This is a genomic window from Shimia sp. MMG029, assembly GCF_027947445.1.
Lineage (GTDB): Bacteria > Pseudomonadota > Alphaproteobacteria > Rhodobacterales > Rhodobacteraceae > Shimia.
Genome location: NZ_JAQJIM010000005.1, coordinates 306103 through 319699 on the forward strand (window position 1 = coordinate 306103; position 13597 = coordinate 319699).

The following is a 13597-nucleotide window of genomic DNA, read 5'->3' on the forward strand; positions in this document are numbered from 1 at the left end:
GCGGCGGCGGTTAGGGTCGCTTCAAGGCGCCACCAAGCAGTGCGATCATCAGGGCAAGCGCGGCAAGCACCGCAAAGGACACGCGCAATGACGTGGCGCTGGCGATGAAGCCGATCAGCGGCGGGCCCAAAAGGATGCCGCCGTAGCCAAAGGTGGCGGTGCTGGCCAGCGCTTTGCCGGGGCTGACCACAGGGTCGTTGGCCGCGCGGCTGAAGGCCAGCGGGAAGATCAGCGCGTAGCCCATGCCCATCAGCACAAATCCAGTGAGCATCATGGGTGGTGTCGGGAAGAGCACGGTGAGGGCCGCACCTAGGGCGGCGGTGAGGCCGCTGACCTGTGCGGCCAATTGTGGCGAGCTGTGTCGGGTGATGCCATCGCCCAGCAGGCGCATGATCACCATGGTGGCGGAGAATATGGCATAACCCATGGCGGCCCAGTTTTCCGGGGCTTTGCCGATGTCCACAAGATAGACCGCGCTCCAGTCGGCGACGGCACCTTCGCCCATGGAGGCGCCAAGGGCGAGCAGGCCGACCAGTACAAGCGGGCCATTGGGCAGGGAAAACACCGGGTCTTTGGCGTCGCGTGACACAGGGGAGGTCCAGGGGATATGGCCCAAGCCAAAGAGCAGGACCACTAAGGGAAGGCCCACCGCCAGATAGTGGATCAACGGGGTGGCCCCAAGGCTGATGGCGACAAAACCTGTGCCCGCAGCAAGACCGGCGCCCAGGCTCCACATGGCGTGATAAGACGACATCTGTGGCCGCTGGGCCCAGCGTTCCACTTCTGCGCCCCAGACATTCATGGTCACATCCATGCCGCCATGGATCGCCCCGAAGACAAAGAGCGCGACGGCCAACGTGGGCACATTGGGGGCCAGCGCCAGCGCAAGAAGTGAGGTGATCTTGATCCCGGCCAGAATTTTGGTGACCCGTGCTGCGCCGTAGTGATCGGCCAGTCGGCCCGCCAGCGGAAAGGCGCAAATCGCGCCCCCCGCGAGCAGCAGCAGAAGCGCGCCAAGGCCGGCGTGGCTGAGATCATGCGTGGCTTTAAAGGCCGGGATGCGGCTGGCCCAAAGGCCAAAGAGCGCGCCATTGAGGGCAAACATCGCGGCAATGGCACCCCAAGCCCGGCGGCGGGTGAGGCTGTCGGGGGCAGGCTGAGGCGCCGGGGTGGGATCGGCCAGGGTGCTCATCGGAAGCTTTCAGGTTTCAGGCCGTATTTGGCGAGTTTGTCATACATGGTTTTGCGTGGCAGTTTCAGCGCTTCTGCGGCGGCGGCGGCACGGCCTTCATGTTTGCGCAGCGCTTCGGCGAGCAGGGAACGCTCGACCTGTGCCATCTGTTCTGTCAGGCCAAGGGCGGCGCTTTGCGGCTCTTCGCCGGGCAGACCCAGCACAAAGCGCATGGCGACACTCATGAGGGCGCGGGCGTTGCCGGGCCAGTCCTGCGCCATGAGGCCGGAAATCACCTCTGGGGTGACCTCTGGGGCGGTGACGCCGGCTTGCTCTGCCGCCTGCGACACATATTGGCGAAACATCACGGGGATGTCTTCGGGACGTTCGGCAAGGGCCGGGATGCGGACTTGCAGCGCATCCAGACGGTAAAAGAGGTCGGCATGCAGCTGGGCACTGGCCACCGCTTCCGACAGATCTGCGGCGCTGCCAAAGATCAGGCGGGGGTGATCGTCTGTTTCCATGAGCGAGAGCAGGGCGAATTGCGTCTGCATGGGCATGGCCTGGATTTCATCCAGAAAGAGGCTGCCCCCGGCGGCGGCCTCAACCGCCTGTTCAAACCGCGTGACATCCATGTCGACGGTGGTGTGTTTGCCAAAGGGGCCTTTGCTGAAGGGAGAACACAGATGCACCACTTCAGCGACTTTTGAGATGCCCGCGCCGGGTGGGCCACTGACCAGAACTTCTGCGGGGATGCGGGCCACGGAGCGGACGCGGCGGCGCAGGGTTTCAGACTGTGCCGAGGTGCCAAAAATCCAGCGTGCAGCGGCGTCACCGGTTTCAAGCTGTGCCTTCAGGCGGCGGTTTTCCAGTGCCATGGCGCGGGCCTTTTGCGCGCGGTTGATCACGGCAACAAGCTCTGTCGGGGCGCAGGGTTTTTCCAAAAATCCGAAAGCGCCCTGTGTCATGGCTTTCACCGCCATGGGGATGTCCCCTTCGCCGGTGAGAAGGATCACCGGCAGTTCGGTATCCGCGTCCTTGGCGAAGTTCAGCAGATGAAAGCCGTCGCGCCCGGGCATGCGCATGTCAGACAGGATCACACCGGGAAATTGCGCGGTGATGTGGTCTTTGGCCTCAACAAAAGAGCCCGCTGCGATCACTGGAAAGTCTTCGAGCTCTAGGGTTTGTGTGAGCGCCTCGCGCACAATGGGATCATCGTCCACCACAAGCACAGGCGCGGCAGGATTGGGCAGGGGGGAAGTCATGCGGCGCTCTCCTGTGGCCAGCTTTCAAGTTCAACAGTGAAGAGCGCGCCGCCTTCGGGATGGTTGCTGCCCCGGATATTGCCGCCAAAGCTCTGCACCAAGCCGTAGCTGATGGAAAGGCCAAGGCCCATCCCCTCTGAGCTGCCAACCTCTTTGGTGGTGTAGAACGGATCAAAAATCTTATCCGGCGCGTCGATGCCCGGCCCTGTGTCACGCACCAACACGCAAAGACGGGGCGCTGTTTGGATTGAGATGTCAATCTGGCGCGCGGGTTGGTCGGTCATGGCGTCAGCGGCATTGGTGATGAGGTTCACAAAAACCTGCCCCAAGCGCACTTCGCCACCGCGCACAAAGATCGGGGAGTTCTGCGCCTCCGGTGACCAGTTGAGGGTGATGTCATCCTGCAGCAGGCGTGGCTCTGTCAGCTCTACAGCCTGTGTGATGACGGAAACCAGGTCGACACGGCCCGTGGGCTCGTTTTCATTGCGTGCAAAGGCACGCAGGTTCTTGATGATGCGGGCCATGCGGGTGGCCATTTGAGAAATGCGGGAGAGGTTTTCGCCCGCTTTATCTGCTTTGTCACGTTCCAGAAAACGTGTGCCGTTTTCCGCAAATGTCTGAATTGCCATAAGCGGTTGGTTGAGTTCGTGGCTGATGCCCGCGCTCATCTGGCCAAGGGCGGAGAGTTTGCCAGCCTGTACCAGATCGGCCTGTGCTTTTTTCAAAGCGGCCTCTGCCTCTTCACGTTCCGTGATTTCACGGCGCAGGGCCTCGTTTGTGGCGCTGAGCGCCTGCGTGCGCTGGGTGACACGGTTTTCAAGTTCGGCGTTCGCTTCGGTCAACACGCGGCGGCGTTCCAGAACCTGCAACAGGATCAGGCCAAAGATCATAAAGATCGCTGCGATGGTGCCGGCTTGCAGACCTGCAATGCGGCGGGCGAGGCTGACGTCGACAATGGCTTCGGCCACCATATCAATGACCGGCAGATCCTGCACAATGTGCAGGCCGCGCGCAGGGATGTACGGCCCCCAGTCCAGTTGCCAGATTTCGTGCCCTGCCCGGGAATAGGCGCGGAACGCAGGCGCGGTGCCCTCTGGCGGAAGCAATCCGGGGGCTGTGGGGTTTCGCCGCCAGAAGACAAGTTCTGAGCGGTTGGAGATAAAGACCTCGTTCAGATCATCCACAAAGAAAACCGTTGGCCCATCGCCGCGCCAGTTGCCCTCTACATCTTCGACGTCCAGCACCACGGTGAGCACTGCGCTGACCGTGCCTTCTGCTGAAAAACTCGGGACAGCGTAGTAGAAGGCGCGGCGGCCAAAGCGCGGGTCGACTTGGTGATGTGCGCCAAGCGCGCCCTGGAGTGCGCGCTTGAAATAGGGGGATTGCGCAAGCGTGGTGGGCGGGGCGACATCTTCCTGTGCGGTCGCGAGAATGGTGCCATCGGCACGGGCATAGATGAGATCAAGTGCGGCGGTTTTATCGGCGGCTTCCAACAGAAGCGGATGGCCGCGTTCTGCGGAGGTGGCTGCCGGGTTTTGGGAGAGGGCGAGCAAGCTGGGATGCTCTGCCATGAGCACTGCAAGCTCTTGATATCGTTTGAGTTGGGCGGTGAGACTATCCGCGCCCAAAGCAAGATCTGCCTCTCCGCGGCGGGCCAGTTGATCAAGCGCTTGCCCATAGCCATAGCGCCAGACCCCACCCGCCACAGCGAGCACGGTGAGCAAGAAGATGATCAGAATCGCCGCGCGATGGCGGATCCAGGTGCGCATGGCGCGACCCTATCGCACTTTTGTAGGCAGCGGCGAGTCGTGCTTGTGGTGGAGTGGGGCAGTTTTTGTGCGGTATTGCTGGACGCTGGGGGCTGACACGGCGTTTGGGGATGTGGTTTGTAGAATTTTAGTGAGCCCCCTTGCCCCGGAGTGAACAATCATTCAGTCTCTGCTGGTCGGCACATGGGGAGAGTGACACATGCCAATCAAAAACCGCTTTGCACAGATGCAAGAAGAGATCACAGGCTGGCGGCGCCATTTGCACGCACATCCAGAGCTGATGTTTGATGTGCATGAGACGGCGGCTTTTGTTGAGGCGCGGCTGAAAGAGTTTGGCGTTGATGAGATTACGCCGGGCATTGGCCGCACCGGCGTTGTGGCCGTGATTAAGGGCAAGACAGACACCAAAGGGCGGGTGATTGGCTTGCGCGCGGATATGGATGCGCTGCCCATTGAGGAGATCACGGGGGTCGACTATGCCTCGACCGTGCCGGGCAAGATGCATGCCTGCGGCCATGACGGACACACCGCGATGTTGCTTGGGGCCGCGAAATATCTGGCCGAGACGCGCAATTTTGATGGCACGGCGGTGATGATTTTCCAGCCAGCCGAAGAGGGCGGCGGTGGCGGCAAAGAAATGTGTGATGACGGGATGATGGACCGTTGGAACATCCAGGAAGTCTATGGCATGCACAATGCGCCTGGCCTGCCAGTGGGTCAGTTTGCCATTCGTGCGGGCGCGTTGATGGCGTCTGCGGATGAATTTGAGATTGAGGTGACCGGCAAAGGTGGCCATGCGGCAGAGCCTCAGGAGGCGGTCGATACCACTTTGGTTGCGGCGCAGATCCTTGTGTCGCTGCAGTCTATTGTGGCACGCAATGTGAAGCCGATTGAACGTGTGGTGCTGACAGTGGGCACGCTTGAGACCGACAGCAATGCCTCCAATGTGATCGCCCAAAAAAAGGTGCGCATGAAGGGCACGGTGCGCACACTGGACAACAACAACCGCGCCTTGGTGGAGCGCCGTATTCGGGAAGTCGCGACCCATACAGCGCTGGCCTTTGGCGCGACGGCGGAGGTCACATGGGAAGACGGCTATCCGGTGACTGTGAACCATGAGGCGGAGACGGCATTCGCGGTGGAGGCGGCGCAGGCTGTCGCGGGGGAGGCCAATGTCGACCCGGATGTGGAGCCGATCATGCCAGCGGAGGATTTCTCTTTCATGCTGGAAGAACGGCCCGGTGCCTATATTCACCTTGGCAATGGCGACAGTGCGCAATGTCACCACCCGGCGTACAACTTTGAAGATGAAGCAATCCCGTTTGGCAGCAGCTGGTATGCGGAGATGATTGAGCGGCGTATGCCGGCGACAGACAGTTAAGCTGTTGATGGGGAGTATAAAAACATGCCTGTAAAGAACCGTTTTGCTGAGTTGCATACTGAGATCACTGAGTGGCGGCGCGACATTCATGCGCATCCCGAAGTGCTGTATGAAACTCATCGCACGGCAGCGCTTGTGGCCGACAAGCTGCGCGCCTTTGGCTGTGATGAGGTGGTCACCGGCATTGGCCGCACCGGGGTTGTGGGCATTATCAAAGGCAAAAGTAATGCGTCCGGTAAGGTGATCGGGCTACGCGCGGATATGGACGCGCTGCCGATGCAGGAGCAGACCGGTTTGGACTATGCCTCTGAAAATGATGGCGCGATGCATGCCTGTGGCCATGATGGGCACACCGCCATGTTGCTGGGTGCGGCGAAGTATCTGAGCGAGACCCGCAATTTTGACGGTGCCGTTGCGCTGATCTTCCAGCCAGCAGAAGAGGGCGGCAATGGCGCGCTCGCCATGGTGGAAGATGGCATGATGGAGCGCTGGAACATTCAGGAAGTCTACGGCATGCACAACCAGCCAGGCATGCCGGTTGGAGAGTTTGCCATCCGCAAAGGCCCGATGCTGGCGGCGGTGGATTTCTTCACCATTCATATTGAGGGCAGGGGTGGGCATGCCGCGCATCCTGATCAGACGGTTGATCCGACTTTGATTGGCACACAGATTCATGCTGCGCTCCAGTCGATTGTGAGCCGGAATGTGGATCCGGTGGAGCGCGCGGTGGTGTCTGTCACGTCGTTTCAGACCGGATCGGATGTGTACAATGTGATCCCGCACACTGCGACGTTAAAAGGCACGGTGCGCACCTTTGCGCCAGACACACAGGATATGGTGCAGGCGCGGATAGAAGAGATCGTGGCTGGGGTGGCGGCAAGTTTTGGCGGCACGGCACGGCTTGATTATCAGCGCATCACCCCCGCAACGATCAATGGTGAGGATCAGGCGGCCTTTGCCGAGGAAGTGGCCACAGCCATTTCCGGGGGCTGCAATGAGGCGGCCATCAGCATGGGGGGCGAGGATTTCTCCTACATGTTGCAGGCCCGGCCCGGGGCCTTCATCATGGTGGGCAATGGCGACAGTGCGGCGTTGCACCATCCGGAATATAATTTTGACGACGATGCGATCCCCTACGGGAGCAGCTTTCTGTCGGAAGTGATCGAACGCCGCATGCCTGCGGCTTAAGGCAAGAGTTAAAGCGAGGAACTAAGATGCCAACCAAAAACCGTTTTGCAGAACTGCATGATGAAATCACCACATGGCGACGTGATCTGCACGAAAACCCAGAAATTCTGTTTGAGACCCACCGCACCAGCGCGATTGTGGCTGAGAAGCTGCAGGCCTTTGGCTGTGATGAGGTTGTCACTGGCATTGGCCGCACCGGTGTTGTCGGTGTGATCAAAGGCAAGGCAACTGGCTCTGGCAAGGTGATTGGCCTGCGCGCCGATATGGACGCGCTGCCGATCCATGAGCAGACCGGGCTGGAGTATGCCTCCAAGACGCCGGGTGCGATGCACGCCTGTGGGCACGATGGTCACACTGCGATGCTGCTTGGCGCAGCCAAGTACCTGAGCGAGACCCGCAACTTTGACGGCACGGTTGTGGTGATCTTCCAGCCCGCCGAAGAAGGCGGCGGCGGCGGCAAAGAAATGTGTGATGACGGTATGATGGATCGCTGGGGCATCCAGGAAGTTTACGGCATGCACAACTGGCCGGGCATGCCGCTTGGCAGCTTTGCGATCCGTCCTGGGTCCTTCTTTGCGGCGACAGACCAATTCGACATTACCTTTGAGGGCAAGGGTGGTCACGCGGCCAAACCGCAGGAGACCGTGGACACAACCGTGATGGCCGCGCAGGCGGTGGTGGCGCTGCAGACCATCGCGAGCCGCAACGCGAACCCGGTGGATCAGGTGGTGGTGTCTGTCACCAGCTTTGAAACCAGCTCCAAAGCCTTCAATGTGATCCCTCAGAAGGTGCAGGTTAAGGGCACCGTGCGTACCATGAGCGCGGATATGCGTGATCTTGCGGAGCAGCGGATCAAGGCGATTTGTGCGGGTATGGCCGCGACTTTTGGTGGCACAGCGGATGTGACCTATCATCGTGGGTATCCGGTGATGGTGAACTCTGAGGTGCAGACAGAATTTGCGGCTGAGGTCGCGAAATCCATTTCTGGCCAATGTGATGAAGCCCCGCTGGTGATGGGCGGCGAAGACTTTGCCTTCATGCTGGAAGAGCGCCCCGGTGCTTACATTCTTGTGGGCAATGGGGAAGGTGGCGCAGCGGTGCATCACCCAGAATACAACTTCAATGATGAAGCCATTCCGGCGGGCTGTAGCTGGTGGGCGGAGATTGTTGAGAAGCGGATGCCAGCCGCTTAACAACCGAAAGGCCGCGCTGATGGGCGCGGCCTTTTTCTTGGCATTTTGTCTAAGACGCCAAGCGCCTCTCCAGATATGTCGATAAGGTCTGCAAAAGGTGCATCTTGTTGATTGGCTTTGACAAAAACATATCCATTCCTGCGTCCAGACAGGCTTGTTTGTCGCTTTCAAAGGCGTTTGCGGTCAGCGCGATGATCGGTGGCTGCATGATGGGCAGCTCACGAATAATGCGTGTGGCCTGCAGGCCATCCAACTCTGGCATCGACATGTCCATCAACACCAGATCCGGACAGTTTGTTTTGCATTGCTCGACCGCCTGAACACCATTTTCAACCTCAATCAGTTCCAGCGGATATTCCGAAAGATATTTGCGGATCAGAAGGCGATTGGTTTTGTTGTCTTCGGCCAGAAGAATACGTGTGCCAAAAAGGTGTTCGGGGGTGAATTCGAGCGGTTCCGTTTTTGCCTGTTCCACGCCAAGAGGCGCCTTGCCCATGATTGTGGCCTTAAAACAAGCGCCGTCTTCGTATTGGTCACACAGAAAGATGTCGCCGCCCATGCGGCGGGCAAGCATTGTGGAGATTGTGAGCCCCAAGCCCGTGCCGCCAAATGAACGCGTGATCGCGGCGTCTGCCTGTGAAAAGCGATCAAAAATATGGCGGGCCTGCTCTGGCGTGATCCCGATGCCGGTATCAAACACATTGACCGAAATGCCGTAGGTGGTGTTTGGCTGTCGAGCGACGACGATCCGCACGCCCCCTTCGGTGGTAAATTTGACGGCGTTGCCTATGAGGTTCATCAGGATTTGGCGCAGTCGGCCATCATCAGCGCGCACCATGCGGGGCACGTCGCCTTCATATTCGACCGTCAGATAGAGACCTTTCTGCTTGGCTTTGTGACGCAGCAGATCGGCGACACTGTCAATGCAGCGGTGCAGATCAAAATCCACTTCAGAGACTTCCAGCTTGCCGGACTCAAGACGCGAAAGATCCAGAATATCATTGATGATTTTCAACAGAGCATGGCCGGATTCACGGATCGTGGTCACGTTCTGGCTGTCTTCTGAGGACAAATCGGCAGCCGACAACAATTCTGACATGCCGATGATTGCATTCATGGGCGTGCGAATTTCGTGGCTCATGTTTGCGAGAAACTCTGATTTTGCACGGTCGGCCATTTCTGCCGCGCGCTTTGCTTCGGCGAGGTCCTCTTCGTAGCGTTTGGACTCTGTGATTTCCCGCTCAATACCGATGCTCATGGCCACTTGGCCGTTTTCATCCATCACAGGAAAAAGATTGGTATCCACCCAAATGGATTTGCCCTGTTTGGTACGGTTCAGAATTTCGGTGTGGAAACGCGCGCCGCGCTTTTGGTGGCGTTTGATGGATTCAATTGTGTATGGGTCGGTATCTTCGTGGTTCAGCAATTCACCTGCCGTACGCCCGATTGCCTCTTCGGACGTATATCCGGTCATTCGGGTGAAGCCATCGTTGACCCATATGATTTTTCCATCTGGATCTGACAATAGGACACTGTCTGAGGCGTGTTTTGCCACAAGGGAGAGGCGTTCAAGCTCCTCGTCACGTTTCTCTAGTTTTGCAATCAGGGCGCGGCGTCTGTCAGACAGGCGCGCGGCTGCAATTGTTGGTGCGAGGACAAGCAAGAGAGCGCCCAGGAAAAACAATCGCACGCCAACCATATCTTCGGCGTGGAGCATCCAGCCCTCCTTGGGGCGTGCGGCAAGTTGCCAGCTGCCGTTGGGCAGATGTATGTCCATCAAAATCGGATTGTCACCTAGAACGGCAGGATTGCCAAAAAAGAGATCTCCCTCAGCGCCTCTGCCATCTTTGCCGACCAGAGCAATATCAAGCGCGAGTTCCGGATCGCGTAGTCCAGCGCTATCATAGAGGTTTTCGGCGTCGATGACGGCTGCAATCAATCCCCAGAAACGCCGCTCGCCGTCGCGTTCATCCCAGACGGGCAGGCGTGCGATCAGCCCTACGCCGCCCTGCACCAGATCCAGGGGGCCGGCGATGGCCATTTTGCCGGTATCGCGCACCTGATAGGCGACTTTCCAGCGGGCTTCGTTTTCATGGTAGTTCAACCCGAGGGCCGGGCGATTGCTTTCCAGAGGGTATACCCGGGTGATCACAAGATCTGGTGCGGCAGCGATGTTGATAAATTCCATCGTGTCGCCTGTGATGCGGCTCATCAGGGCGCTGTAGCGCTCCTGAGACATATCGAGATCGTCTGAGAAAGCCGCAACAATGCCGCGTACAAGTTGAATGCGCGCGGCGACCTGACCTTCGATTTGTGCGCGCAGACGGCTGGTTTCGCTGGTTGCCAGGTTGCGCTGTTCCTGAATTGCGATCCTGTTGTTTTGGTAATCTGCATAAAGCGCAAATGACCCAACTGTCAAAATCATCAGAAAAGAAGGGAGGTAGGCGCGCCGAAATATTGCGCGAAAGAGTTTTGGAAAAGTCACTTTCGATGGCATTCTTTTGTTCCGGTCCTTCTGTCCGGCCACAGGGGCATAGTCTTTCTCTGCACGAGCCATATTAAAACCTGTTTAACAGTCTTGAGCGTTTCAGCCTACTACAATGCCTGGGGTGCGTGATTTTAGCGGCCGCCGCCCTCCTCGTGTGGCGCCAAAATACGGCCTTGGCATGGCATGTGGCTTGGCTCGGTGTATAGAAGGAGGGAACGTCTGATTTGGCGTGATGAAACGAAGGCCTTGTTGGTGCAGACAAAATCTCTTTCCATTGGATGGCAATTGCGCGCCTATCTTATGCTACGCCCTCTTTTGCAGCCGCTCATGCGCCGTGTCGTGGCCAAGCGCGTGGCGCGGGGCAAAGACGATCAATTGCGCAGTGCAGAAAAATTTGGGCAAACGCAAATTCCGCGCCCTGAGGGGCGTTTGATCTGGCTGCATGCGGTTGGGTTGGGTGAAGTGCTCGCGCTGCGCCCTTTGCTTAAGGAGATGGCCAGGCAGGCACCCGATGTCTCTTTTCTGGTGACGTCGACCGCACGCAGTTCGGCGCAGGTGATGGGCGCGCACCTTCCGGCCAATACCATCCACCAGTTCCTGCCGCTGGACGGTCCCCGATTTGTGGCGGCCTTCCTTGACCATTGGCAACCGGATCTGTCGATCTGGTCTGAGCAGGATCTCTGGCCGGGGGCGATTTGTGACACCGCGCGGCGCGGCATTCCGCTCGCCTATATCAACGGACGGATCACCGAAGCGGGTTACAAAAGCCGCGCCCGGTTTCGGCATGGCTTTGGCGATCTGATGAGGATGTTTGAACTGGTCGCCGGTCAGGATGCAGACAGCGTGGCCCGCCTGCGCGCTCTGGGGGCGCAAGCGCCTCGTCAAATGGGATCGCTCAAGCCGGCCGCTGATCCGCTTTTGGTGGATGTCGCGGCTTTGAGCGCTGTCAAAGCGGAGACCGCAGGGCGCAGGCTTTGGGTTGCTGCCTCAACCCACAAGGAGGATGAGACTGTTGTCATCGCTGCGCATCAAAAGCTTTTGCGCACGGAGCCTTCCGCGCTCTTGATACTGGCCCCGCGTGTGCCGGACCGTCGCGCGGAGATTGGCGAGGCACTGGCCAACGCAGGGCTGACCTATGCACTGCGCAGCACAGGCGCGGTGCCTTCGGCGGACCAGCAGGTCTATGTGGCCGACACATTTGGAGAGCTTGGGCTGTGGTATCGACTGGCAGAAATGGCGTATGTCGGGGGCTCCGCAGGCGATGTCGGCGGGCATAATCCATGGGAAGCAATCGGGCAGGGCTGTGCCGTTTTGCATGGCGCCAATACCAGCAATTTCCAACAGGACTATGCCGATCTTGCCGCAGTGGGGCTTGCGACGCAATGTTCCGGGGCAGATGCGGCGGCCCAAGTCGCCGATGCCATTGCCCATTTGGACAAGACCGGAGATGCAGCACAGGTGCGGCAGAAAGCGGAGTCTTTGATTGCGCAGGCGCGCGAAGAGCTGACACCTCTTGCCCGTGATTTGCTTGCCCTGCTAAGGGCGGCACCATGATCCTGACACTCTTCAATTTGTTTTATCGGTTGCTTTGGATCCCATTGCTGCCGCTCCTGATGATCTACCTTTATATGCGCGGAGGCAAAGACCCGCGGTATCTGCGTCATGTCAAAGAGCGCTTTGGCTTTTATGGGCGCGCGTTGCCGCAGGATGCGATCTGGATCCATGCGGTGAGCCTTGGGGAAGTGCGCTCCGCCCTTGGTCTGATCCGGCTGGCACTGGCGCGCGGCGATAAGGTGATCCTCACCAACTTCACCCCTGCGGGACGCGAAGAGAGCGAACGCCAGTTTGCTCGTGAGATCGCCGAGGGTCGCCTTGCGGTGCTTTGGGTTCCCTTGGACATGCATTGGTGTCTACACCGGTTTTACCGCGCTTGCCGACCGCGCTTTGGTCTGACGCTGGAAGTGGAGATCTGGCCTGCGATGATTGCAAGTGCCCGTCGCGCCGGGGTGCCGCTCTATCTGTGTAACTCTCAATATACCTCTGGGGCCTTTGCGAAAGATGGCAAGGGGCTGCGGTTGCGACAACGAGTGATTGCCAGTGTGGACGGTGCCTTTGTGAAATCAGAGATCCAGCGCGCGCGCTTTGCCTCGGTCGGGGTGCAGAATATCACCGTGACAGGCGAGCTGCGGTTTGATCAACCCATTCCGGAGGCGTTGCTAGGCGCGGCGGCGCAGGTCCGTCCGCTGCTCACGGCGGAGGGGCGTCAGGTGATCACCATCGCCTCAGGTGTGGCGGGAGAAGAAGAAATTTTCCGCGATATGATCCTGTCGCTGCGTGCGGCGGCCACGCGTGACCGCACACCTGCGCCACTGTTTGTTTATGTGCCGCGCGCGCCCGAACGGTTCGAGGCGGTTAGCCACATGCTAGAAGAGGCAGGGCTTTCAGTAAACGCACGCAGTCAGGCAGCTAAAGCAGGCACCACGGGGCTGGCCGCGCTTGGGCAAGCCTTGGCGGAGACGCCGGATGTCCTGCTCGGCGACAGCTTTGGTGAGATGTACTTCTATCTCGGTCTGGCCGATCAGGTCATTGTCGGTGGGGGCTTTACCCCGGCAGGGGCGCATAACATCATTGAGCCGCTCGCGGTTGGCAAACCTCCGATCACCGGGCCGGAAACCTGGCCGATCGAGTTTCCCTTTGCGGAGGCCGAAGCGGCCGGTGTGGCCAAAAGCTTCGAAACACCGGACGCGATGGTGGCAGCGCTCTGGCCTGCGCGCGCCGCACCACTCAAAGAGGCCGCGCAATTCATGGCCGAACATCGCGGCGCGAGTGCACGGACATTGCAAGCGATGGATCAGGTATTGATGGGTCAGAACCGCAAATCGGACTGAATTTTAGAAGGGGTGCATGATGCGCCCCTTTTTCATGACTTGGGCAGGACGAGTCAGCAGGATCCGGAGGGTTTCAGCCGTTAGACAAACCCGCACTCGGCGCGTTTGGCCTTACAGGTGAATGCCGATCCAATTTCTGGAATGTGTCAAACCCTTAAAAATAGGGCGATCACGGGAAAAGAATGTGCAGGGCGATAGTTTTTTCATTTTTCTGTCAAAAACCGCTTGCGACTCATCCGTACCAGCACTAAATA

Annotated in this window: 9 protein-coding genes; 5 read left to right on the forward strand and 4 right to left on the reverse strand. The window is 59.0% G+C overall.

Annotation, left to right across the window (positions count from 1 at the left end; all coding sequences use genetic code 11):
• Window positions 1-10: 10 nt before the first annotated feature.
• Genes PJL69_RS14215 through PJL69_RS14225 form a run of 3 tightly spaced genes read right to left on the reverse strand, consistent with a single transcriptional unit; the run spans window position 11 to window position 4205 of the window.
• Window positions 11-1192, reverse strand: coding sequence for an MFS transporter (locus PJL69_RS14215; protein ID WP_271310240.1), 1182 nt, complete (start codon window positions 1190-1192; stop codon window positions 11-13).
• A complete protein-coding gene (locus PJL69_RS14220; RefSeq protein ID WP_271310241.1) occupies window positions 1189-2436 on the reverse strand; it encodes a sigma-54-dependent transcriptional regulator in 1248 nt (415 codons plus the stop codon). Before PJL69_RS14220 ends, PJL69_RS14215 begins: the two co-directional genes overlap by 4 nt.
• Entirely contained in the window at window positions 2433-4205 is a 1773-nt protein-coding gene (locus PJL69_RS14225; protein ID WP_271310242.1) for a sensor histidine kinase, read from the reverse strand. The genes PJL69_RS14220 and PJL69_RS14225 overlap by 4 nt, the downstream gene beginning before the upstream one ends.
• Before the next feature lie 199 nt (window positions 4206-4404).
• Here PJL69_RS14225 and PJL69_RS14230 point away from each other — a divergent pair, with 199 nt between their 5' ends.
• The 3 genes from PJL69_RS14230 to PJL69_RS14240 are packed head-to-tail and all read left to right on the forward strand — an operon-like array spanning window position 4405 to window position 7967.
• The gene (locus PJL69_RS14230; RefSeq protein WP_271310243.1) at window positions 4405-5586 is read left to right on the forward strand and encodes a M20 aminoacylase family protein; all 1182 of its coding nucleotides are present in this window, start codon (window positions 4405-4407) and stop codon (window positions 5584-5586) included.
• 24 nt (window positions 5587-5610) lie between these two features.
• Window positions 5611-6774 (forward strand): M20 aminoacylase family protein, encoded by a 1164-nt coding sequence (locus PJL69_RS14235; protein ID WP_271310244.1) that lies wholly within the window; start codon window positions 5611-5613, stop codon window positions 6772-6774.
• 26 nt (window positions 6775-6800) lie between these two features.
• Window positions 6801-7967, forward strand: a complete 1167-nt coding sequence (locus PJL69_RS14240; RefSeq protein ID WP_271310245.1) for a M20 aminoacylase family protein — start codon at window positions 6801-6803, stop codon at window positions 7965-7967.
• Between the two features lie 49 nt (window positions 7968-8016).
• Here the strand turns inward: PJL69_RS14240 and PJL69_RS14245 are convergent, their stop codons facing one another.
• Complete coding sequence (locus tag PJL69_RS14245; RefSeq protein WP_271310254.1) at window positions 8017-10392, reverse strand: response regulator; 2376 nt, start codon at window positions 10390-10392, stop codon at window positions 8017-8019.
• A 390-nt stretch (window positions 10393-10782) separates the two neighbouring features.
• Between PJL69_RS14245 and PJL69_RS14250 the strand changes: the two genes are divergently transcribed.
• Both PJL69_RS14250 and PJL69_RS14255 read left to right on the forward strand, forming a co-directional pair.
• On the forward strand, window positions 10783-12009 hold the full coding sequence (locus tag PJL69_RS14250; protein ID WP_271310246.1) for a 3-deoxy-D-manno-octulosonic acid transferase: 1227 nt from the start codon (window positions 10783-10785) through the stop codon (window positions 12007-12009).
• On the forward strand, window positions 12006-13343 hold the full coding sequence (locus tag PJL69_RS14255) for a 3-deoxy-D-manno-octulosonic acid transferase (protein ID WP_271310247.1): 1338 nt from the start codon (window positions 12006-12008) through the stop codon (window positions 13341-13343). The genes PJL69_RS14250 and PJL69_RS14255 overlap by 4 nt, the downstream gene beginning before the upstream one ends.
• The last annotated feature ends 254 nt before the right edge of the window (window positions 13344-13597 follow it).